This window comes from Nocardiopsis sp. NPDC058789, assembly GCF_042745575.1.
Lineage (GTDB): Bacteria > Actinomycetota > Actinomycetes > Streptosporangiales > Streptosporangiaceae > Nocardiopsis > Nocardiopsis eucommiae.
The window spans coordinates 146,516-168,297 of the sequence record NZ_JBHYOW010000007.1 but is presented as its reverse complement, the minus strand read 5'-3'; the positions used below and the strand labels follow the sequence as shown (position 1 = coordinate 168,297).

The window sequence follows — 21,782 nt, the reverse complement described above, 5'->3', positions numbered from 1 at the left end:
CACAGTACTCACGGATCGGACGCGGGAGCAGGGCCCGGTCGGGAGGATCAGTGGAACAGGTGGACGCGGGCCTCCCAGGGACGCAGCGGGGCCGGAGCCGGGCCGGGGTCGGGGAGGTTGCCGATCAACAGTGTGGAGTCGGGGCCCGCCACGTCCTCGGGCAGATCCACTTTCACCGTGTGGTCGCTCCAGTTGGCCAGCACCAACAGCACCTGACCGTTGTACGCCCGCGTGTAGGCGTAGACCCGCGGGTCCTCCTCCAGCAGTGGAGCGAAGCGTCCGTGCGCGATGACCTGGTGCTTCTTGCGGAGCGCGATCAGACGCCGGTAGTGGTGGAAGACCGACCCCTGGTCCGCGACGGCGGCCTCGGCGTTGATCCGAGTGTGGTTGGGGTTGACTCCGATCCAGGGTGTCCCGGTGGTGAACCCGGCGTTCTCCCCCGCGGTCCACTGCATGGGGGTGCGCGCGTTGTCCCGGCTCATCCGGGCGATCCCGGCCATGGCGGTCGCGGCGTCCACCCGGCCGCTCTCCACCATGGTCTGGTGGTAGTTGAGGGTCTCCAGGTCCCGGTAGTCCGCGATGTCGTCCAGGTGGGCGTTGGTCATGCCCAGTTCCTCGCCCTGGTAGACGTACGGGGTGCCCTGCATCATGTGCAGGGTGGTGGCGATCGCGGTCGCCGACTCCACCCGGTACCGGCCGTCGTCACCGAACCGCGAGACCACGCGCGGCTGGTCGTGGTTGTTCCAGTACAGACTGTTCCAACCCCGGTCGTTGAGCCCGGTCTGCCAGCGGTTGAGCGAGGCCTTCAGCCGGACCAGGTCCAGCGGGCGGGGATCGAACTTGCCGCCGGGGCCGTGGTCCAGGTCCACGTGCTCGAACTGGAACACCATGTCCAGCTCGCGGTTGACCGGATTGGTGTGGATGCGCGCCTGCTCCACGCTCACCCCGGGCATCTCCCCCACGGTGAGCACGTCGCGTCCGGCGAAGACGGTCTCGTGCATCTCGTGCAGGAACTCGTGCATGCGCGGCCCGTTGATCGCGTGTTCGGCGAAGTCCCCGTAGTCGCCGGTCCGTGGCCCGTCGGGGAGCTTGGGGTTCTTGGACACGAAGTTGATGACGTCCATCCGGAACCCGTCCGCGCCCCGGGCCAGCCACCACAGGGCGATCTCGTGCACGGCCGCGCGCACCTTCGGGTTCTCCCAGTCCAGGTCGGGTTGCGACGGGCTGAACAGGTGGAGGTAGTACTCGCCGCGCCCCTCGTCGTAGGTCCAGGCGGGACCGGAGAAGACCGAACCCCAGTTGTTGGGCGGGCCGCCGTCGCGGCCGGGCCGCCAGACGTAGAAGTCGCGCCGGTCCGGGTCGCCCTCGCGGGAGGCGGTGAACCAGGGGTGCCGGTCGCTGGTGTGGTTGACGACCAGGTCCATCACCAGGCGCATGCCGCGCTCGTGCAGCCCGTCCCGGAGGCGGTCCCAGTCCTCAAGGGTGCCGAACCGGGGGTCGATGGCGGTGTGGTCGCTGATGTCGTAGCCGTTGTCGTCCCACGGCGAGGGGTAGACGGGCGACAGCCACACCACGTCCACACCGAGCAGCTTCAGGTAGTCGAGCTTCCCGATGATCCCGGGCAGGTCTCCGACGCCGTCGCCGTCACTGTCGCTGAAGCTGCTCGGATAGATCTGGTAGACGACGCTGGACTTCCACCAGTCGGCGCTGGATTCGGGCATGTGTTCCTTCTCGGCTCGTGGTCGGCTCACCATTCAATCGTTCCGGGCCCCCGTTGTGGAGGGGAATCGCGGCGCCTTCGGGCAGCCGGTTTCCAGGGCAGGAAGCCTCTGGAGGGAACTGGTCTGGACCGGTAGTGTGCACGGGCCCTCACGACCGGCGCGGGGGTGACGGAGGGGTGCCCCATGGAGCACGGTGGACCGACGGACGAACTCGACCGGACACCGCAGAGGCCGGAACCGCACGCCGCGCCCCGGCCCCGGCCCCGGCTGTGGTCCCGGGACTTCGCCCTCTTCTTCGCCGCGCGCGCCGTGGCCAGGACCGGGGACGGGATGCTCCCTGTCGCCCTGGCGGCCGGACTGCTCGCGCACGGGATGGGTGCGGGCGGTGTCGGGCTGGCGATGGCCGCGTTCTCCGCCTTCTTCGTGGGTTCCGTCGTCTTCGGCGGGGTGCTCTCGGACCGGTGGGGCGCCCGGCGCATGATGGTCGCCGCCGACCTGGTGCGCGTGGTCACCCAGGGGACGGCGGCCGTGCTGTTCCTGACGGGGCACGTGGTGCTGTGGCAGATCTGTGTGATCGGCGCGGTCAACGGGATCGCGGCCGGGGCGTTCCAGCCGGGGGTGGCCTCGGTGGTGCCGAGGGTGGCCCGGGACGTGCAGGGTGCCAACGGGGCCATACGCACGGCGGAAGCGCTGGCGACGCTGATCGGCCCGGCTGTGGCGGGGCTGCTGGTCGCCGTGTTCTCGGCGGCCGGGGTCTTCGTCGTGCACGCGGCGACCTACGCGGTGGGGGCGCTGCTGCTCGCGCTGATCCGGCTCCCCGAGCCGACCCGTCGGCGCGGTGAGGGGCCGGGGTACGTCGCGGACCTCGTGGAGGGGTGGAGCGAGTTCCGGTCGCGGACCTGGATGTGGTCGGTGATCCTGCTGTGGATGGTGCTGATGGTGACCATGTGGGGGCCGAAGATTCCCCTGACCTCGACGGAGATCATCCTCGGCCACGGCGCCCAGGCGTTCGGGCTGGTGAGTTCCGCGCTGGGCGGCGGCACCGCTCTGGGCGGTGTGCTCGCCATGCGGGTGCGGCCGCGTTTCCCCCTGCGCGCGGGGGCGGTCGCGCTGTTCGGGGCGGGCGCGTACTCGATGGCCGTCGGTCTGGGGTTGGGGGTTCCGTGGCTGGCGCTGGGCGCGGCGGTGAGCGGCGCCGCCGTGGGGTTCTGGGGCGTGATGTGGATGACCAGCGTGCAGACACAGGTTCCGGGGCCGGTACTGGGCCGCATCCACGCCTACGAGGTGGCCGGGTCGTTGGCCATGCTGCCGGTGGGTCAGGCCCTGGCCGGTCCGGCCGCCGGTCTGTTCGGGGCGCGGACCGTGCTGCTGGTCGGCGGGGTGGCGACGCTCGCCGTGGGACTGGTCCTGCTCTTCCTGCGGCCGGTGCGGAACCTCACCGCGGTTCCCCCGTCACACCACTGAGTGGGTCGGACCGGTCCGCGAGCCGGTCGCCCCCGTCGCGCCCGCGTCCCTGATCGGAGCGGTTCCTCGCTGGTCTCACCGTCCCGCCCCTGACAGGGTGGACCCGACACCTCCCCGGGGTACGTCTCCGGGGGTTCGCACGACGAAGGGGACGCCATGTGCTTGCACGGAACCGGTGAGACCGTGAGGGCCCGAACGGAGCACACCGCGCCCGCCGGGCCACCGATCCCTCCACTCTCCCCGCGTCCCTGGCCGAAGGGCTTCCGCCGGGTCGTCGACCTCAGCCACACCATCTCCCCCACCATGCCGTCCTGGGACGAGGAGAAGCCGGTGCGGGAGACGGTCGTCCCACCCGCCGCCCCGGGAGAGTTCGGGCTCTACCTCCAACGGTGGAGCATGACCGAGCACACCGGTACGCACCTGGACGCGCCCGGCCACGTGATCGGCGGGGGCCGTCTCGTGCCGGACATCGACCCGTCCGAACTGGTCGCCCCGGCCGCCGTGATCGACATCCGGGCCCGGGCCGCCGAGGACCCCGACACGACGGTGACCGTGGACGACGTCCACGCCTTCGAGCGCGTCCACGGACGCGTCCCCGCCGGCGCGGCGGTCCTGATGTGCTCGGGGTGGAGCTCGCGCTGGGCCGAGGGGGACGACCGGGTCCGCGGTGTCGCGGAGGACGGCTCCTGGCACTTCCCCGGGTTCTCCCCCGAGGCCTGCGACTTCCTGTTCTCCCAGCGGGCCATCGCCGGAACCGGGGTGGACACGCTGAGCACGGACCCCGGCTGCTCCACGGACTTCGCCGCCCACGAGGTGGTGGGGCGCGCCGACCGCTGGGGGCTGGAGTCACTGACCGGCCTGGAGCAGCTGCCGCCGAGCGGGGCGATGATCACGGTGGGCGTGCTGCCCGGGCTGGACGCCTCCGGCGGTCCCAGCAGGGTCCTCGCCCTCTGGTAGTCCGGGTCCGGCGTCAGAGGTGGCCCCGGACCGCACCCCCGGGGGTCCACTCCAGCAGCATGATGGTGGCGTCGTCGGTGAAGGTGCCGCGCTGGTGTTCGTGGATGTCGTGGATCAGGCGCCGCAGAGTCTCGGGGGCGGGCTCGTCGGCGGACGCGGCACGGATGACGAAGTCGGCGAAGCGCTCCAGCCCGAACATCCTTCCCTCGCTGTCGTGCGCCTCCGTGACACCGTCCGTGTAGAGCAGCACCTGGTCACCGGGTTCCAGGGTGACCCGGTGGACGGCGCGCGGGGTGGTGTCGGCGACCACCCCGTCCAGGCCGAGCGGAAGTTCGGGGGTGCGCTCCAGGGCGGCCTCCACCAGGCGTTGGCGTCGGATGAGCAGGGGCGCGGGGTGGGCGCAGTTGGCCCAGGAGAACACGCCGGTGGACAGGTCCAGGGTGGCGAAGATGGCCGTGCAGAAGCGTTCCGGAAGCCAGGTGACCAGGGCGCGTTCCACGTTCTCGGTGAGTTCCGCGAGATCGGCCCCGTTGCGGCGGGCGCTCCGGGCCCCGGCCATGGCGACCGACGCGGTCAGGCCGGAGGCGAGGTCGTGCCCCATGGCGTCCAGGATGACGGCGTGCAGGGTGTCCCGGGTGAGGGAGTGGTCGAAGGCGTCGCCGCCCAGTTCGTAGGCGGGTTCGAGAACGGCCGTGGAGACCCCGCGCCGGGTGCCGAGGGTGCGGGGCGGGAGGAAGGCGCGCAGCATCTCGGTGCGTAGCTGCACGTCGCGGGCGCGGGTGCGGCGGACGTAGGTGTCGCTGTAGGCGCGCTTGGACGTGATGACCAGGGCCAGCAGCGCGGCGAGGGTCTGGCAGCGGCGGAGCCTGGGTTCGTCGATGGCGGGGGTGCGGATGTGCACGACCCCGATGCGGTCGGCACCGTCCTTGAGCGGAAGCCAGAGGCTGAGCGCGTCGGCGCCGCCCTCGACCAGCCGCAGGGTGTCCGACCGGTAGGCCTCTCCGGCGATGGTGGACTCGACGTCGAGGATGGGCCCGCCGGTGAGCGGGACCAGCAGACGTTGTTGCAGGTCGACGAGGTGAACGGTGATCTTGCCGAGTCCGATCGCCGCCCCGTAGCGGTCGGCGGCCTCCAGGACCTCGACGGGGCCGCTGGTGTGCACGGATCGGACGAGGTTCTGGAACAGGAGTTCGCTCTGACCGAGCGCCCCCGTCGCGTCGTGTTCCTCTTCCATGCCCACCCCCGCCGTTCGCGGCCGGTCGGGGGTCCCCGGCGTCGCCCACCAGTGTCGCACCGGCGGCGCCGCTCACCCAGTCTCCGGCTGGCGTGTCCCTGATCAGGTCAAACCGGAGGATTCGGCCACACGACCCCCGGGAGTCAACTTTGATTGACTTTTTCCAGTGGTCAACCTAGATTGACTTCACGGGAGTGCGCGACGTCCGCGACCCCGCCCACCATTCGGGGAGGACCCATGACCCTCACCTTCGACGACCCCGCGCCCGACCCCCGGGATCCGCGCGCCTGGGCGGCACACGGCTTCACCGTGAACGAGGCGCACGGAGGGATCGACGCGGGCTTCCCGCCCGACACCGCCGAACGCTGGCGCGCACGCGGGGTGCACCGTCCCGCCCCGGCTCAGCGGGTGGCCCGGGCCCCGTTCCCGACGCTCCTGGAACCCCCGGGCGGAACGAAGGCTCCCACGGCGTGGGCCGCGCCGCGCTCCTCGGAGCGTGCCACGATCCGGCCGCCGTGCACACGGATCGCGACCTCGGTGTCGTCGTGCGGGTCGACGGCACCGGCTGCCACGGCCAGCCCCGGGTCGAGCACGATCCTCGGCCGCGCCCAAGCGTCGGCCGGAAAGGAGGGGGACAGGCAGGCACGGAGTTCGGCCACGGCCAGACGGACCAGCGGGAGGAGTTCGGCGGGCTCGGCGGTGACGGGCACGAGCGTCACCGGCACCCCCTCCGGGACGGCGCGCAGGCCCTCCTCCACGGCCTCCAGCCGGTGCAGCCCCAGCACCGCCACGACGCCGTCCCCGACCGCGATCCGCTCACCGCGCAGGGAGTCGAGCGCGGTCGGCGCGGACCAGGGTTCGCCCACGGGACGGGCGTGCGGGACGTGGGCGATGTGCGGAAGCGGCCAGGCGTCGGCCAGGTCCACACCGGCCAGGCGTTCGCAGGAGCGGATGACCGTGAAGGGGTCGGTGAACCCGGGCGCGGCGGCGGCCAACTGCCCGGCACCGTGCAGGGTGGTCAGGACGCCCTCCGCGACCCGGACCCGCCGCAGACCGGGGTCGGGCGCGGTGTCGAGGCTCTCCAGCGCGCGCCCGAGCAGGATCGCCTGGACCGCCGTGAGCTGGGCGAAGACCCGGCTCACCCGGGGGTCAGCGGACACCTCGGCCATGAGTTCGGCACCGATCCGTTCGTCGGTGCCGGTGAGGGGCAGACGGGCCACCCACGCGCGGGCGAAGGCGCCCAGGGCCCGGACCGCGCCGTCGACGGAGTCGGCCGCCCCGGTCAGGGGCTCGCGCTCGGCCGCCTCGGCCAGCACGGCGAAGTACAGGGCGCGTTTGCCCGGGAAGTTGGAGTAGACGGCGCCCCGGGTGAGGTCGGCGCGGTCCGCGATGCGGTCGATCCTGGCGTCGCGGAAGCCGCGTTCGGTGAACTCCTCACGTGCCGCCGTGAGCACCCGCGCCCGGTTGCGTTCCTGCTGCTGTGCCCTGCTGAGCCGGACCATCTTCCTCCTCGTCTCGGTCCCCCCATCCTACGTTGAGATACCGGAGACACTCAGATACTGTCATCATTCGAATACTCACATCATTTGAACCCGTTGGAGGGTGGAGTGCACCATGACTGAGTACGCGTTCCAGGCCCGGGGCCTGGTCAAACGGTTCGGCCGGACGACCGCGTTGAGCGGGGTCGACCTGGCCGCCCGTCCCGGGTCGGTCCTCGCCGTCCTGGGACCCAACGGCGCCGGGAAGACGACGGCCGTCCGCGTCCTGGCCACCCTCGCCCGCCCCGACGAGGGCACCGCCTCGGTCGGCGGCCACGACGTGGTGCGCGAGGCCCCTCGGGCACGCCGGCTGATCGGCCTGACCGGACAGGACTCGATGGTCGACGACGAACTCACCGGACGGGCCAACCTGGTGCTCCTCGGCCAGCTCCTGGACCTGCGCCGGGGGGAGGCGCGGGCCCGCGCCGACCACCTCCTGGCCCGGTTCGGGCTCACCGACGCGGCCCGGCGCCCTCTCTCCACCTACTCCGGAGGCATGCGGCGCCGCCTGGACCTCGCGGCCAGCCTCGTGGGGAGGCCCAGCGTGGTCTTCCTCGACGAGCCCTCCGTGGGACTCGACCCCGGGCGACGCGAGGACCTGTGGCGGATGGTCCGCGAACTCACCGCCGAGGGCACCACCGTGCTGCTCACCACGCAGTACCTGGAGGAGGCCGACGCCCTCGCCGACACCATCGCGGTGATCGACCGGGGCCGCGTGATCGCGGACGGCACGCCAGCCGAGCTCAAGCGCGTGGTGGGCGGGCAGGCCGTGTCCCTGCGCACCACGGACCCCGCCCGGACCAAGGAGGCCGCCGAGGTCATGCGCCGGGTCACGGGCCGCGAGCCCGAGCGCACCCGCCAGACCCTGTCCGTGCCGGTCGAGGGCGACACCTCGGCCTGGGACATGGCCCTGGAACTGCGGGACCGGGAGGTGGCGGTGACCGAGTTCTCCCTGCACCTGCCCAGCCTGGACGAGGTGTTCCTCGCACTCACCGGAGCACCACGGGACACCGACACCGAGAGGGAGACCCCCGCATGAGCACCACCGAGCCACGCACCGGCGCCCCGCGCCCGGCCCCGCTCGTCCGGCACGGCCTCGTCCTCGCCCAGCGCGGGCTGGCCAAGTCCCTGCGCAACCCGGGTTCGCTCGTGAACGGCGTGATGACACCGGCCCTGTTCATGGTCCTGTTCGTGTACCTCTTCGGTGGGTCGGTGTCCGGCTCCACCGACGCCTACCTCCAGTACCTCTTCCCCGGCGTCCTCGTCATGGGCGCGGGCATCGCCGGGATGCTCTCCTCGGGGCTGACCATCAACATCGACATGAAGAAGGGGGTCTACGACCGGTTCCGGAGCCTGCCCATCGCACGCTCCGCCCCTCTGCTCGGATCGGTCCTGGCCGACCTGGTCCGCTACGTGATCACGGTGGTGGTCCTGTTCGTGATCGGCCACCTCATGGGGTTCCGGGTCGAGACCGACCCCGGCTCCGCGCTCGCCGCCTGCGCGTTGGCCATCGGCTTCGGGGTCGGGCTGAGCTGGGTGATGGTGTTCCTGGGCGTGCTTCTGCGCGACGAGGGCGCTGTCATGGCCGTCACCTTCGTGGCCATCCTGCCGCTGCTGCTGGGCACCAGCATGGCCGCTCCGGTCGAGACCCTGCCCGGCTGGCTGCGCTCGTGGGCCGAGACCAACCCGGTCACCCACGCCATGGACGCCGTCCGCGCCCTGCTCACCGGCACCCCGGCGGGTGACGCGGTCACCCTCACGCTGGTCTGGTCCGCGGGGCTGGTGGCGGTGTTCGCCCCCCTGTCGGTCTGGGCGTTCAACCGCGAGCACTGAGCAGGCCTCCCCCGGCGTCGCCGATCCCCCTAGGCTGGCCCCTCCGGTCCGGTTCCCCGCCGGGACTCCCCCCGGCGGGGCACGAGAGGAGTCGCGTTGAGCGTCCAGCACCACCACGTCGAGGTGAACGGCCTCCGCCTGCACGTCGCGGAGCAGGGCGAGGGCCCGCTCGTCCTGCTGCTGCACGGGTTCCCCGAGAGCTGGTACTCGTGGCGGCACCAGTTCGCCGTCCTCGCCGACGCCGGGTACCGGGTGGTCGCCCCGGACCAGCGCGGCTACGCCCGCAGCGACCGCGCGCCCAGCACCGAGGAGTACAGCCTCCCCCACCTGGTCGGTGACGTCACCGCCCTGATCGGCGCGCTGGGCGCCGAGGAGGCCGTGGTGGTCGGGCACGACTGGGGGGCTGTGGTCGCCTGGACCACGGCGCTGCTCCGCCCCGACCTCGTCCGCGCCGTGGCGGGGCTGAGCGTGCCGCCGGTGCCGCCCGTGGGGATGCCGTCGGTCACCTCCTCCCGACGCACCTACGGTGACGGCTACTACCAGGCCTACTTCCAGGAGCCCGGTCGGGCCGACGCCGAGTTGTCGGCGGACCCCGCCGCGACCGTCAGGCGGATCCTCGTGGGTGCCTCCGGCGCCCACGAGCCGCGTCCCTGGATCGTCCCGGAGGGAGCCCGTCTGTTGGACACCCTGCCCGAGCCGGAGGAGCTGCCCGCCTGGCTCACCGCCGAGGACGTCGAGGTGTTCGCGGCGGACCACGCGGCCCCGGACGCCTTCACGGGGCCCCTCGACTGGTACCGCAACATCGACCGCAACCAGGGCCTGATGGCGGCGTTCCAGGGGCTGCGCGTCGAGGTCCCGGCGCTGTACGTGGTGGGTGACCGGGACATGGTCACCACCCTGGAGGGTGTCCCCGAACTCCGCGCGGTGCTGTCCGGGATCGCGCCGAAGCTGCACGCGGACGTCACCCTGCCCGGCTGCGGCCACTGGACCCAGCAGGAGCGGCCCGACGAGGTCAACCGGGCCCTCCTGGACTTCCTGACCGCCGTACAGTGAACGGGACCGCGGCCCCCTGAGCCGTACGCCGTTCCGAGGAGAACGACCGTTGTCGACCGCCGAACGACTCCAGAGCCTGTTCGTGGCGCTGGCCGCCGCGACCGGCCTGGCGGCGGGCCTGTCGCTGCCGATCGGCCCGGCGGCCGAACACGTGGTGCTGCCCGCCCTGCTCGTGATGCTCGCGGCGGTGTTCGTCCAGATGGACGCCGCCCACGTGGGTGAGGTCCGCCGCGCCCGGACACTGGTGGTGCTGAGCCTGGTCCTGAACTTCGTGTTCACACCGGCGCTGGCCTGGGCCCTGGGTGCGGGCCTGCTCGGTGGTCAGCCGGACCTGCGCGTCGGCCTGCTGTTGCTGCTGGTCACCCCCTGCACGGACTGGTACCTGGTCTTCACCGCCGTGGCACGGGGGCACACCGGGATCGCCGCCGCGCTGCTGCCGGTCAACCTGGTCCTCCAGCTGGCTCTGCTGCCGGTGTACGTGCTGTTGCTGGGCGGGCCCGCCCTCATGGTCGACGCGGGCACCCTCGCGGAGGCGGTCCTGCTCGTCCTGGTGGTGCCGTTGGCCGTGGCGATGCTGGTGCGGTGGGCCTCGGCCCGGTTCGGGGACGCGGACTGGCGCGAGCGCCACGTGACCGGACCGGCCGGGCGCCTGGTGCTCCCGCTGCTGTACACGGCCGTGTTCGCGATGTTCGCCTGGCAGGCGCGTACGGTGCTGGAACACCTCGGTGACCTGGCGGCCCTGCTGGTGCCCCTGGCGGTCTTCTTCGTGGTCCTGCCGCTGGTCGCGGTCGGCCTGTCCCGGATGTGGCGGCTGCCCGCCGACCAGAGGGTGACCCTCACCATGGTCACCACCGCCCGCAACTCCCCCATCGCGTTGGCGATCGCGGTCGCCGCGTTCCCCGACCGACCGCTGATCGCGGTCGCTCTCGTGGTCGGTCCCTTGCTGGAACTGCCCGTGCTGGCCCTGCTCGCCCAGGTGGTGCGCGTGCGTCGTCCCGCCGAGCGGGGCACCACCACGGCCTGACCCGGGCACGCCACCCCCGGAGCGAGAACCACCCCCCAAGTGATGACCTGGGCGGATTCAGCTATTTTGAGGTGTCGGCACGGGGCGTCGGCGATGGCTTCCGGGAGTCGGGGGGTGGAACGCCAGTGACTGCGGCCGAGATCGCGGTGGACTTCGAGGGCGCCGGCCTGGGCGCCTGGCGGCGCGAGCCCAGGACCCGCCTGCGCCGCGCCTCCGCGCTGCCCGAGGGCACGGACTCCCCCTTCGTCATCGTCTCGGAGTCCCACCCGCCGGGAGGACCCACCGAGTGGGAGCCGCACGCGCACCCCGCGCACGAGCTGGTGTGGGTGAGCCACGGGGCGCTGACCGCCCGAGTGGGCGACCGCCTCTTCACGGTCTCGGCGGGATGCGGGCTGTGGGTCCCCGAGGGCGAGGTGCACGCGGGGCGGCTGACGGCCGGGGCCGGGCTGCACAACGCCTTCTTCGCCCCGGACCGCACGCCGCTGGCGTTCGGGGAACCGACGGCCGTGACGATGACCCCCGCCCTTGAGTCGCTGCTGATCCACCTGGCCCGTACGGACATCGACGCCGGGGCACGGGCGCGCGCGGAGGCGGTGGTGTTCGACCTCCTGGAGCCGACCGCCCCACGACTGGCGCTGCGACTGCCCGGCGACACCAGGGCGGACACCATCGCGGAGGCGCTGATGGAGGACCCCTCCGACGACCGCTCCCTGGAGGAGTGGGCCCGGGACCTGGACACCAGTCCGCGCACGATCAGTCGTGTGTTCCGGGCGTCCACGGGGCTGTCCTTCGCGCAGTGGCGACAGTCACTGCGCGTCCACCGCGCCCTGGCGCTGCTCGGTGAGGGGCACGAGGTCCAGGAGGTGTCCGAACTCCTCGGATACGCCCAGACCAGCACGTTCATCGACGCTTTCCGACGCGTGATGGGCACGACGCCGGGCGCGTTCACGGGTGGCCCGCGCGGGCGCTGACCGGTTCTCCGTATCGGTTGTCCGGAAGTCCTGATTGCAGCCAGGACGCCGCCGAACTTATTCTGAGTGAGTGAAGGCTAACCTAACTTCCCCTGGTGTCACCCCTGCTCACGGCTGCTTCGTCGCACCCTACGGGCGGGTGGCGCGCCGAGCGCCGCGCCGCCCGTGAGCTCCCTGCACGGGGACCGGCTCGTCCTCAGCCACGGCGGGACCACCGTCGTCCACGGAGCCTCGCTGACGATGACGGCCGGACGGGTCACCGCCCTGGTGGGACCGAACGGCAGCGGCAAGTCCACCCTCCTGCGCGCCCTCGCGCGGCTCCACCGGGTCGACGGCGGCGAGGTGACGCTCGGTGGCCGCGACGGTTCGCCGGACCGCCCGGTGTCCCTGCTCAGCGCACGCCGGTTCGCCCGTGAGGTCACGCTGTTCGCCCAGTCCCGGCCCACTCCGGAGGGGCTGACCGTGGGCGAGGTCGTCGCCTTCGGCCGACACCCCCACCGGCGCGGGTTCGCGGGACCGACCGCCGAGGACCGGGAGGCGATCGAGCGCGCGATGCGCGTCACCGGGGTGCGGGACATGGCCGACCGCGCCGCCGGACGGCTGTCCGGCGGGGAGATGCAGCGCGTCTGGCTGGCCGCCTGTCTGTCCCAGGACACCGGCGTGGTCCTGCTGGACGAACCCACCAACCACCTGGACCTGCGGTACCAGGTCGAGACCCTCGACCTGATCCGCGACCTGGTCGAGGACCACGGAGTCGCGGTGGGGGTCGTGCTGCACGACCTGGACCACGCCGCGCGCGTCGCGGACCGGGTGCTGCTGTTGAGCTCCGGTCGGGCGCACGCCGACGGACCGCCGTCCGAGGTGCTCACCACCGACAACCTCAGCGCGGTGTACGGCATCCGGATCGAGGTCACGGCGGACCCGGCCACCGGTCGGCTCCGCATGGACCCCGTGGGGCGCCACCCGGCCCACCGGTAGCCCCTCCTCCGGACACCGCGCCCCCTGATCCTCGCCCCCGCCCCCCGCCCCGAAGTCCCCAGAGCAGTACAGAGCAGAGAGAACCCACCATGACCAGTGCCCGCAGACTCGCGACCCTCACCGCCGTGGCCGTCGCCCTGATCGCGTCGGGGTGCGGCACCACGAGTGTCGACGAGACCGAGCCCGAGGCTGTCGCCGCGCCCCCTTCGGAGGACTGCGCCGCGGACACCACCTCCACCTCGCCCGACCCGGTGACGCTCACCGACGGGGTCGGCCGCGAGGTGGAACTCGACCAGCCCGCCGCACGCATCGCGGTCCTGGAGTGGCAGCAAGTCGAGGACGCCCTCACGCTGTGCGTCACCCCGGTGGCCGTCGCGGACCCCGAGGGCTACCGCACCTGGGTGAGCGCGGAGGAACTGCCCGAGGGCGTGACGGACGTCGGCAACCGCGAGGAGCCCGACCTCGACACCCTCTACGCGCAGGACCCCGACCTGGTCATCGTGGAGGCCGCCGGACCCGACGACGAGATCATCGCCCGGCTGGAGGAGCGCGGCGTGCCCGTCCTCGTCACCCGGGGCGCCGACCCGGCCGACCCCGTCGGCAACATGCTCGACGTCTTCGAGCAGATCGGTGCAGCGACCGGGCGCACCGAACGCGCCGACCAGGTGGTGCGGGAGTTCGAGGACCACCTGACCGGGGCCCGCGAGCAGGTGGCCGACGTCGACCTGCCCACCACCGACTTCCTCTTCTTCGACGGTTGGCTCCAGGGCGGCAACCTCACCATCCGCCCCTACGGTCAGGGCGCCCTGTTCACGGCGCTCGGCGAGGAGCTCGGGCTGACCTCCGCCTGGACCGACGACATCAACGACGCCTACGGTGACGGCGGCGTCGACCCCTCCTACGGGCTCGCGCAGACCGACGTCGAGGGCCTGACCGCCGTGGGCGAGGCCAACCTCTTCTACGCCAACGACGAGGGTGTCGGCGGCTACGTGGAGGAGCTGGAGAAGAACCCGATCTGGACCTCGCTCCCGGCCGTGCAGGAGGAGCGGGCGCACGCCTTCCCGCCGCGCGTCTGGGGCGCGGGCGGCCCGCGTTCCACCGCGCAGGCGATCGACGCCTTCGTCGACTCCCTCACCCAGGAATGAGCGACCCGCGTTCCCCCGGGGTCCGGCCGGTCGCAGGGCCGGGCCCCGGCCCCCGTGGCGCGGCAACCGGCCCACGCGGTGCGGCCGCGGGGGCGGCGGTGGTCGCGGTACTGGCCGCCGCGATCTGCGCGCTGGGACTGTGGCACCTCACGCAGGGCACGTCCGGCGTGGGCTGGTGGGACCTCGTCCGGTTCCTCGCGGGTGACCGGGAGGAGGTCAGCGGGGTGCCGGTCGGCCACGTGCTGGAGGGCTCGCGGCTCCCCCGCCTCCTCGCCGGAGTGGCCGTGGGCTTCGCCCTGGGCGTGGCCGGTGCGCTCCTCCAGTCCGTCACACGCAACCCGCTCGCCTCCCCCGACACGCTCGCCGTCACGGCGGGTTCCTACTTCTCGCTCACCCTGGTCGCCGCGTTCGGTCTCGCCGTCCCGCTCTGGGCCTCGGGGCTGGTGGCCTTCGGCGGCGGTCTGCTGGCCGCCGCGCTCGTGCTGGCGCTCGCCGGAAGCGCCGGGGGGACCGCCACCACGCGGCTGGTGCTGGCCGGTTCGGCGCTGGCGATGGCTCTGGACGCGGCCACCGGCATGCTGCTGATCCTGTTCAAGGACAACACCACCGGGCTCTTCGCGTGGGGCAGCGGATCCCTCGCCCAGCTCAACATCGACGCGTCGCTGCGCGCGCTGCCGCTGATCGTCGCGGTGCTGGTGGTGGCGCTCCTGCTGAGCCGCCGCCTGGACGTGCTCGGCCTGGGCGAGGACACCGCGTCCTCGCTCGGGGTCCCGGTGCGCTCCACCCGGATCACGGCGGTGCTCTGCGCCGTGGTCCTCACCGGGGTGTCGGTGACGCTCGCCGGACCGATCGCGTTCATCGGGCTGGGCGCCCCCGTGCTGGCGCGGCTGATCGCCGCCCGCGTCCCCGCCCTGCACCGGCACCTGTTCCTGGTGGCCGTCTCCGGGCTGCTCGGCGCCGTCCTGATCCTGCTCGCGGACGCGTCCCTGCGCGCCCTCCTGGGCGCCGAAGGAGCCGCTTCCATCCCCACGGGGGTGCCCACGGCGCTGCTGGGCGGCCTCCTCATCGTCGTGCTGGCGCTGCGTCTGCGTGACGCGGGTCCGCTCCGCCGCCCTCCGGGCACGGGATCCGGTCCGCGCTCCCCCCGGAGGTTCCTCGGCGTCCTGCTCGTGACCGCCGTGCTGCTGGTCGTGTCGGCGCTGGTCGGGGTCCTCGCTGGCAGCCTGTGGCTGCGGACCGGGGACCTCCTGCTCTGGTTCCAGGGGGCCGCCCCGGAACTGGTCGCACGGGCCCTCGACGATCGCGTTCCCCGTGTCGCCGCCGCCCTTCTCGCCGGAGCGGCGCTCGCCCTGGCCGGGAGCGTCGTCCAGGGCACCGTGCGCAACCCCCTCGCGGAGCCGGGACTGCTGGGCATCACGGCCGGCGCGGGCCTGGGCGCGGTGATCGTCGTGACCACCAACCCTGCGGGAGGGGTCGGATCCCTGACCACCATGGCCGTGCTCACGGGCCTGGCCACCTTCGCGCTGATCTGTGCCCTGGCCTGGCGAGGTGGACTGCGCCCGGACCGCTTCGTCCTGGTCGGCATCGGGTGCGGGTACAGCCTGACCGCGGTCACCACGTTCCTCCTGCTGCGCGCCGACCCCTGGCAGACGCCGCGGATCTTCACGTGGCTGTCCGGGACGACCTACGGCCGGACCCTGCCCGACGTGCTGCCCGTCGCCGTGGTCCTCCTCGTGGCGACACCCCTGGTCCTCGGGCTGAGCCGCCACCTGGACCTGCTGGCCGTGGACGAGGACACCCCGCGCATCCTGGGTATGCGGGTGGGCCGGACCCGGTTGGCGCTGCTGGCGCTCGCCGCCGTCCTGGCCGCCGTCAGCGTGGTCGCGGTGGGGGTGGTCGGCTTCGTCGGTCTGGTGGCGCCCCACCTGGCCCGTTCCCTGGTCGGGGCCAGGCACGCCCGCAGCGTTCCGGTCGCGATGCTCTCCGGCGGGCTCCTCGTGTGCGTCGCCGACACCCTGGGCCGCACCCTGATCGCGCCCGCACAGGTCCCGGCCGGGCTCATGATCGCCCTGGTCGGCGGCCCCTACCTGATCTGGATCCTGCGCCGCTCGCGCGCATGAACGGCGACGGCGCCGCACCCGTGCCGTCCACCCCCGTGAACACCCGGAGCACCGTATGCACTCCCACGAGGTCCCGTCCGAGGACCGTGTCATCGTCCCGTTCGAGCCCGCCGCGCCGCCCCCGGAGCTGCCTCCGATCCTCCCCGCTCAGGTGCGTGAACGCTGGGCGGCTCCCGACCGCTCGACCCACTCCCCCGTGGTCGTGGCCGTCACCGGAGCGGCACCGGGCGCCTGGGCCGGGGCCGCCCTGGTGACGTCCCGGCCCGGCGCGGCGTACGCGAAGATCGTCGACGTCGTCGGGGACGGGCCCCGCACGGTCCGGGCGGTCGTCGCGTTCGCGCGCGAGCGAGGGCTCTCCCAGGTCAAGTGGGAGGGCTGGACCGTGAACCCCGAGCAGGCGGAGGACCTCGGTTTCACCGCGCTGGACGCCCCGCGCGGTCAGGTGGACGACCCCGGCCAGCCACCCGCCGGGCACGTGCGCTGGCTGGCGGACGCCGAGGTGGTCGAGCCCCCGTACTACCGGCAGACCACCCACTTCACCTGTGGTGCCGTCACCGCGCTCACCGCCGGTGTCCGGGCCGGGGCGGTGCCCGCCGGGTCCCTGGACCGCGCGGAGGAGTTGGCCCTGTGGCGCGACGCCACCAACTTCCCCGCCTGCGAACCCGTGGGTCTGGGCCTGGCCGTGCACCGCGCGTGGCCGGACGCGGCCGTCACGGTGCGCCTGGACACCGACCAGCCTGTGCTGCTCGACTCCTACTCCGGGGACGAGCGGGAGTGGCGCGCCGTCCTCCAGCGCCGTTCCCGGGCGGACGCGGCCCGGGCCGGACTCCCGGTCGACCCCCGCCGCCTGTCCCCGGACGAGCTGCGCGCGGCCGTGACCGGGGGCGCTCAGGTCCTCCTGCTGCTCTCGTTGGCCACCATGCAGGGGTTCGACGTGCCGCACTGGGTGCTCTGCCACGGAGCGGTGCCGGGGGCCGTGGTGGTCGAGGACCCTTGGACCAACGCCGCGACGGGAGACACCTGGGTGGACGCGCACCTGCTGCCCGTTCCGGACCCCTCGCTCGACGCGATGTCCACGCTGGGCCCGGACGGGTTCCACGGGGCCGTGCTCGTGGCGCACCCCTGATCTCCGAGGACCGGAGCGAGGACCCGACCACCCCCACGGAGCTCGGCACGCGCCCCGGGCTGGGCCAGGTACGCGATCCGTGTCCGGACGCGGCCGCGCTGGTCAGCGCACCCTCGCCCGATTTCGCACCCGGTGTCCGAACCCGGAGCCCGGGCAGCCCTGAGCAGGGCTCCCTCCGAAATGCCATCCGAAATGCCCGTGGGGCAAGAGATTCAGTAGTGACGCAAGGTGTAAAAAGAACCCAAAGTTTCATTAGACTGGGCGCTTCGTCGCCTCCCAGGACAGGATGCCCGTGGCCCCCCGATGCCCGTACGCGGAGCTGCACTCCGCTGAATTCACCGCCGACCCGCACACGGTCAACCGGCGCATGGTCAAGGAACACGGCCCCGTGTTCCCCGCCGAGATCTTCCCCGGGATCAAGGCCTGGGTCGTCGCCGACTACGCGCTGATCACCGCGTGGTGCCGGGACACCCGTACCTTCCGCCGCGACTCACGCCTGTGGCTCGACTGGCGCGAGGGCCGCATCCCCGACGACGCCCCGGTCGTGGCGATGATGATGCACCGCCCCAACCTCCTGTTCTCCGACGGCGACGAGCACGCCCGCCTGAAGCGCTCGGTGATCGACTCCCTGGGCCGCGTCCCGGAGAGCCGGATCGGGGAGATCACCCGCAAGCACGCGGACATCCTCATCGACGCCTTCTGCCAGCGCGGTGAGGCCGAGCTCGTCTCCGAGTACGCGCGCCTGCTCCCCCTCCTCGTCCTGTGCGAGGTCTTCGGCTTCTCACGCGACATCGGAGAGCGCGTCCTGAACTCCCTCAGCGCCCTGTGGGACGGGATCGACGTCGTCCGGTCCAACGGCGAGTACGAGCGGGCGCTGTCCGACGCGATCTCGGCCAAGCACGCCCAGCCCGGCGAGGACGTCACCTCCTGGCTGCTCCAGCACCGCTCGGGGCTCAGCGACGAGGAACTGCTCCACCAGCTGGTGGTGACGATCGGGGCCGGGGCCGAACCCACCGCCAACCTCATCTCCGGGACCACCCACACGCTGCTGGTCGACGACGAGGTCCGGCAGGCGTTCCGGGGCGCCCGCGTGGGGATCAGCGAGGCGATCGACCAGCTGCTCTGGGTCGACCCCCCGGTCAACAACTACCCCGTCCTCTACCCGGTGAAGGACGTGCGGGTCAGTACCGGCACGGTGATCAGGGCCGGTGAGCCGATCCTGCTCGGGTACGCGGCCGCGCACGCCACCATGGCCGGGGAGGGTCCGGACATCGAGTCGGGCAACCGCGCACACCTGGCCTTCGGGGTCGGCCCGCACCGGTGCCCGGCACAGGGGTTCGCGTACGCTATCGCCCAAGTCGGCGTGGAGAGCCTCACCAAGCGCCTCCCCGACCTCAGGACGAGCAAGGAGGAGGTCCTACGACGACCCGCCCCCTTCGCTCTGGCGCTCTCGCAGCTGCCGGTCACGTTCACCCCCGCCTCCCCGAAAGGCACGACACCTCCATGGCAACAGACATCCCCGTCCTCCACCCCTACGACCTCCACCGACAGACCACAGAGCTCCGTTCCCGAGGCCCCGTCGTCGAAGTTGAGATCGTTGGTGGCGTGGTTGTTCGGGCGCTGACCGGGCACGAGGTGCTCATGGAGGCGCTCGCCCACCCGGGTGTGCGCAAGGAGGCGCGGCACTGGCGCCCCTGGGCCGAGGGCGAGATCCCCATGGACTGGCCGCTCATCTCCTGGGTGGCCCCGGACAACATGCTCACCGCGGACGGGGACAAGCACCGGCGGCTGCGTGCCCTGGTGTCCCAGGCGTTCACCCCGCGTCGTGTGGAGGCGCTGCGCCCGCGCGTCGAGGCGATCACCACGGAACTCCTGGACGCCGCCGAGGCCGCCGGGCCGGGACCGGTCGACCTCCGGGCGGGCCTGGCGCTGCCCCTGCCGATGACGGTGATCTCCGAGCTCTTCGGCGTGGGAGAGGAGTACCGCGACACCCTGCACACGCTGATCCACCGGGTCTTCGACGCCACCATCACCCCGGAGGTCGCAGCCCAGACCAACATGGACCTCCAGAGCTTCCTGAGCGACCTGGCCGAGGAGAAGGCGAAGAACCCGGGCGACGACCTCACCAGCGCCCTCTTCGAGGCGCGCGCCGAGGGAGACGAGCGGCTGTCGCAGAGCGAACTGGTGTGGACCCTGATCCTCATGATCGGCGCGGGCTACGAGACCACGATGAACCTCATCGGCAACGCGGTCCACGCCCTGCTCACCCACCCGGACCAGCTCGCCCTGATCCGCGGAGGCGAGGCGACCTGGGCCGACGCCGTGGAGGAGACCCTGCGCTGGGACGCGAGCGTGCAGTACCTGCCGCTGCGCTACACGGCGGAGGACGTCACCCTCAGCGGCGTCGACGTGCCCAAGGGCGAGGCCCTGCTGATGGGCTTCGGCGCCGCCGGGCGGGACGAGGCCCAGCACGGGAAGGACGCGCACGTCTTCGACCTGCGCCGCGCCCAGAACTCCCACCTGGCCTTCTCGCACGGCCCCCACTTCTGCCTGGGCGCGGGGCTGGCCCGGCTGGAGGGGATCACGGCGCTGGAGCAGCTGTTCACCCGGTTCCCGAACCTCCGCCTGGCTGAGGGCGAGGAGTTCCCCGAGACGGCGTCGATCGTCTCCAGCGGCCTGGACCGTCTGCCGGTCGTCCTGGGCTGATCCGGGCACACCACAGGGCCCCGCGCGCCGCGACGGCGCGCGGGGCCTCGTCGTTCCCACGGACTTTACCTCAGCATCCACTTATATAAGCGTAGATTGATATACTCTGGTCATGCATGCCTTCGACGTCCTCGGTGACCCGGTCAGACGGCGGCTCCTCGAGCTGCTCTCCGACGGGGAGCTGAGCTCCGGCGAACTCACCACGGTGGTCCGCGAGGAGTTCGGCATCAGCCAGCCCGCCGTCTCCCAGCACCTGCGGGTCCTGCGCGACCACGGCTTCGCCACCGTGCGCGCCGAAGGCACCCGGCGGCTGTACTCGGTCGACGCCGAGGCGCTGCGGCCCGTGGATGACTGGCTGGATCCGTTCCGCCGTTTCTGGGTGCCGCGCCTCGCGGCCCTGGAGACCGAGATCGCGCGGGGAAAGCGACAACGACGCACCCAGGAGTGACCATGAGTGAGCGCACACCCGTCGACGTGGACGGACAGATCGAGGCGGTCTCCCGCAGACTGGACACCGGGGAACGCGACCGACAGCCGACGCTGGTGTCCACCATCAGCCAGCGCTACGCCACCACGGTCGAGGACCTGTGGGACGCGTGCACCTCCACCGAACGGCTCCCCCGCTGGTTCGCACCGGTCACGGGCGACCTGCGCCAGGGCGGCCACTACCAGGTGGAGGGCAACGCCAACGGGACCATCGAAACCTGTGAGCCACCGCGTTCCTTCACCGCCACCTGGGAGTTCGGCGGCGGCGTCAGCTGGATCGCGGTCCGGGTGGACCCCGACGGCGACCAGGCGCGGCTGACCCTCGAACACAGCGCGTACGCGGACATGGAGGCCCAGTTCTGGCGGCAGTTCGGTCCGGGGGCCACCGGCGTGGGCTGGGACCTGGCCCTGCTCGGACTGGCGCAGTACCTGCGCACGGGCACGAACATGCCCCAGGAGGCCGAGGGGTGGGAGGCCACGGACGAGGGCCGCCGTTTCGTCACGGCGAGCAGCGCCCGCTGGGCGGAGTGCAGCGTGACGATCGGAACCCCGCGACCCGACGCCGAGGCGGCACGGGACCGGACCACGGCCTTCTTCCTCGGTGAGGAACCGCCGACCGAGAGCTGACCGAGGAGGGGGCCGCCGCGACGCCGTTGTCGCGGCGGCCTCCTCGTGCAGGAGCCTGTCACCCGCGGACACCCGGATCAACCCACGTCGGCGCCCGGCGTGTTCGGCACGCCACCCCCGTGGAGGCGCTCCTTCCCCGGATGGTCCGCGGTCGGTGGTACACATCTCGGGACAGCGGCACCCCAGCGTGAGGAACCCGCATGCGCGACCTGATCGTCACCGCCTTCGTCTCCGTCGACGGGGTCATGGAGGCCCCGGGAGGGGAGCCCGGATACCGCAACTCCGGCTGGACCGTGAGCTCCGTGGAGATGGACGAGGCGGCCTTCGAGATCAAGGGCCGTGAACAGGACGAGGCGGGTGCCCTGCTCCTGGGTCGGCGCAGTTACGAGGCGTTCGCCCCGGTCTGGCCCCGTAGGGAGGAGTTCGCGGGATACAACTCCAAGCCCCGCTACGTCGTGTCCACCACGCTCACCGAGGAGGACCCGCGCTGGCCCGCCACGATCCTGCGGACCGTCGAGGACGTCGCGGAACTCAAGCGGACCGAGGGCGGACCGCTCTCCGTCCACGGCAGCGCCACGCTGGGCCGTTCCCTCGCCGATGCCGGACTGGTCGACCGCTACCACCTACTGGTCTTCCCGGTGCTCCTGGGAGCGGGCAGGCGCCTGTTCAGCGACACCGACCAGGACCTCACCCGGCTCGGCCTCGTCGAACACGAGGTGTACGCCAACGGCGTGCAGAAGCAGGTCTTCGACGTCCTCCGCTGAGCCCCGGGCGGCGCCGTCCACCTCCAACCGTGACC

19 protein-coding genes are annotated in these 21,782 nt (G+C 72.5%); 16 read left to right on the top strand and 3 right to left on the bottom strand.

What is annotated here, in order from left to right:
- Positions 1-47: 47 nt before the first annotated feature.
- Entirely contained in the window at positions 48-1,721 is a 1,674-nt protein-coding gene (locus ACFW3L_RS12255) for an alpha-glucosidase (protein ID WP_378739367.1), read from the bottom strand.
- Positions 1,722-1,904: 183 nt separating this feature from the next.
- Here ACFW3L_RS12255 and ACFW3L_RS12250 point away from each other — a divergent pair, with 183 nt between their 5' ends.
- Together ACFW3L_RS12250 and ACFW3L_RS12245 are read left to right on the top strand one after the other, a co-directional pair.
- Positions 1,905-3,185, top strand: coding sequence for an MFS transporter (locus tag ACFW3L_RS12250; RefSeq protein WP_378739365.1), 1,281 nt, complete (start codon positions 1,905-1,907; stop codon positions 3,183-3,185).
- A 156-nt stretch (positions 3,186-3,341) separates the two neighbouring features.
- Positions 3,342-4,142, top strand: coding sequence for a cyclase family protein (locus tag ACFW3L_RS12245; RefSeq protein WP_378739363.1), 801 nt, complete (start codon positions 3,342-3,344; stop codon positions 4,140-4,142).
- A 13-nt stretch (positions 4,143-4,155) separates the two neighbouring features.
- Here ACFW3L_RS12245 and ACFW3L_RS12240 read toward each other — a convergent pair whose 3' ends face one another.
- Both ACFW3L_RS12240 and ACFW3L_RS12235 read right to left on the bottom strand, forming a co-directional pair.
- Positions 4,156-5,376, bottom strand: a complete 1,221-nt coding sequence (locus tag ACFW3L_RS12240; RefSeq protein WP_378739361.1) for a PP2C family protein-serine/threonine phosphatase — start codon at positions 5,374-5,376, stop codon at positions 4,156-4,158.
- A 401-nt stretch (positions 5,377-5,777) separates the two neighbouring features.
- Positions 5,778-6,878: a TetR/AcrR family transcriptional regulator gene (locus ACFW3L_RS12235; protein WP_378739359.1), complete on the bottom strand. Its 1,101-nt coding sequence runs from the start codon at positions 6,876-6,878 to the stop codon at positions 5,778-5,780.
- A 112-nt stretch (positions 6,879-6,990) separates the two neighbouring features.
- On the opposite strand from ACFW3L_RS12235, the gene ACFW3L_RS12230 reads away from it, so the two are divergent.
- The 14 genes from ACFW3L_RS12230 to ACFW3L_RS12165 all read left to right on the top strand — a co-directional run bounded on the left by ACFW3L_RS12230 (position 6,991) and on the right by ACFW3L_RS12165 (position 21,747).
- Positions 6,991-7,953, top strand: a complete 963-nt coding sequence (locus ACFW3L_RS12230; RefSeq protein ID WP_378739357.1) for an ATP-binding cassette domain-containing protein — start codon at positions 6,991-6,993, stop codon at positions 7,951-7,953.
- Positions 7,950-8,747, top strand: coding sequence for an ABC transporter permease (locus tag ACFW3L_RS12225; RefSeq protein ID WP_378739355.1), 798 nt, complete (start codon positions 7,950-7,952; stop codon positions 8,745-8,747). Before ACFW3L_RS12230 ends, ACFW3L_RS12225 begins: the two co-directional genes overlap by 4 nt.
- 96 nt (positions 8,748-8,843) lie before the next feature.
- Complete coding sequence (locus tag ACFW3L_RS12220) at positions 8,844-9,800, top strand: alpha/beta fold hydrolase (protein WP_378739353.1); 957 nt, start codon at positions 8,844-8,846, stop codon at positions 9,798-9,800.
- 49 nt (positions 9,801-9,849) lie between these two features.
- On the top strand, positions 9,850-10,824 hold the full coding sequence (locus ACFW3L_RS12215; RefSeq protein ID WP_378739351.1) for an arsenic resistance protein: 975 nt from the start codon (positions 9,850-9,852) through the stop codon (positions 10,822-10,824).
- A gap of 125 nt (positions 10,825-10,949) precedes the next feature.
- Positions 10,950-11,795, top strand: a complete 846-nt coding sequence (locus ACFW3L_RS12210; RefSeq protein ID WP_378739349.1) for a helix-turn-helix domain-containing protein — start codon at positions 10,950-10,952, stop codon at positions 11,793-11,795.
- 165 nt (positions 11,796-11,960) lie between these two features.
- The gene (locus ACFW3L_RS12205; protein ID WP_378739347.1) at positions 11,961-12,773 is read left to right on the top strand and encodes an ABC transporter ATP-binding protein; all 813 of its coding nucleotides are present in this window, start codon (positions 11,961-11,963) and stop codon (positions 12,771-12,773) included.
- Between the two features lie 89 nt (positions 12,774-12,862).
- Positions 12,863-13,918 carry an iron-siderophore ABC transporter substrate-binding protein gene (locus ACFW3L_RS12200; RefSeq protein WP_378739345.1) on the top strand — a complete coding sequence of 352 codons (1,056 nt, stop codon included), beginning with the start codon at positions 12,863-12,865 and terminating at the stop codon, positions 13,916-13,918.
- Entirely contained in the window at positions 13,915-16,038 is a 2,124-nt protein-coding gene (locus ACFW3L_RS12195) for an iron ABC transporter permease (RefSeq protein WP_378739343.1), read from the top strand. The genes ACFW3L_RS12200 and ACFW3L_RS12195 overlap by 4 nt, the downstream gene beginning before the upstream one ends.
- Positions 16,039-16,093: 55 nt before the next feature.
- Positions 16,094-17,164 (top strand): peptidase C39 family protein, encoded by a 1,071-nt coding sequence (locus tag ACFW3L_RS12190; RefSeq protein WP_378739341.1) that lies wholly within the window; start codon positions 16,094-16,096, stop codon positions 17,162-17,164.
- A gap of 292 nt (positions 17,165-17,456) precedes the next feature.
- Positions 17,457-18,788 carry a cytochrome P450 gene (locus ACFW3L_RS12185; protein ID WP_378739339.1) on the top strand — a complete coding sequence of 444 codons (1,332 nt, stop codon included), beginning with the start codon at positions 17,457-17,459 and terminating at the stop codon, positions 18,786-18,788.
- Entirely contained in the window at positions 18,770-19,870 is a 1,101-nt protein-coding gene (locus ACFW3L_RS12180; RefSeq protein WP_378739337.1) for a cytochrome P450, read from the top strand. Before ACFW3L_RS12185 ends, ACFW3L_RS12180 begins: the two co-directional genes overlap by 19 nt.
- Positions 19,871-19,982: 112 nt before the next feature.
- Positions 19,983-20,318, top strand: coding sequence for an ArsR/SmtB family transcription factor (locus ACFW3L_RS12175; protein WP_378739335.1), 336 nt, complete (start codon positions 19,983-19,985; stop codon positions 20,316-20,318).
- A gap of 2 nt (positions 20,319-20,320) precedes the next feature.
- Entirely contained in the window at positions 20,321-20,983 is a 663-nt protein-coding gene (locus ACFW3L_RS12170) for an SRPBCC family protein (RefSeq protein WP_378739333.1), read from the top strand.
- Between the two features lie 200 nt (positions 20,984-21,183).
- Positions 21,184-21,747 (top strand): dihydrofolate reductase family protein, encoded by a 564-nt coding sequence (locus tag ACFW3L_RS12165; RefSeq protein ID WP_378739331.1) that lies wholly within the window; start codon positions 21,184-21,186, stop codon positions 21,745-21,747.
- Positions 21,748-21,782 lie beyond the last annotated feature (35 nt).

Excerpts from the sequence above, each read along its gene's own strand:
- ACFW3L_RS12195 (WP_378739343.1), top strand. The coding sequence starts at position 13,915 with ATGAGCGACCCGCGTTCCCCCGGGGTCCGGCCGGTCGCAGGGCCGGGC.
- ACFW3L_RS12245 (WP_378739363.1), top strand. The coding sequence starts at position 3,342 with ATGTGCTTGCACGGAACCGGTGAGACCGTGAGGGCCCGAACGGAGCAC.
- ACFW3L_RS12230 (WP_378739357.1), top strand. The coding sequence starts at position 6,991 with ATGACTGAGTACGCGTTCCAGGCCCGGGGCCTGGTCAAACGGTTCGGC.
- ACFW3L_RS12255 (WP_378739367.1), bottom strand. The coding sequence starts at position 1,721 with ATGCCCGAATCCAGCGCCGACTGGTGGAAGTCCAGCGTCGTCTACCAG.
- ACFW3L_RS12225 (WP_378739355.1), top strand. The coding sequence starts at position 7,950 with ATGAGCACCACCGAGCCACGCACCGGCGCCCCGCGCCCGGCCCCGCTC.
- ACFW3L_RS12250 (WP_378739365.1), top strand. The coding sequence starts at position 1,905 with ATGGAGCACGGTGGACCGACGGACGAACTCGACCGGACACCGCAGAGG.
- ACFW3L_RS12170 (WP_378739333.1), top strand. The coding sequence starts at position 20,321 with ATGAGTGAGCGCACACCCGTCGACGTGGACGGACAGATCGAGGCGGTC.
- ACFW3L_RS12175 (WP_378739335.1), top strand. The coding sequence starts at position 19,983 with ATGCATGCCTTCGACGTCCTCGGTGACCCGGTCAGACGGCGGCTCCTC.
- ACFW3L_RS12240 (WP_378739361.1), bottom strand. The coding sequence starts at position 5,376 with ATGGAAGAGGAACACGACGCGACGGGGGCGCTCGGTCAGAGCGAACTC.
- ACFW3L_RS12235 (WP_378739359.1), bottom strand. The coding sequence starts at position 6,878 with ATGGTCCGGCTCAGCAGGGCACAGCAGCAGGAACGCAACCGGGCGCGG.
- ACFW3L_RS12200 (WP_378739345.1), top strand. The coding sequence starts at position 12,863 with ATGACCAGTGCCCGCAGACTCGCGACCCTCACCGCCGTGGCCGTCGCC.
- ACFW3L_RS12165 (WP_378739331.1), top strand. The coding sequence starts at position 21,184 with ATGCGCGACCTGATCGTCACCGCCTTCGTCTCCGTCGACGGGGTCATG.
- ACFW3L_RS12190 (WP_378739341.1), top strand. The coding sequence starts at position 16,094 with ATGCACTCCCACGAGGTCCCGTCCGAGGACCGTGTCATCGTCCCGTTC.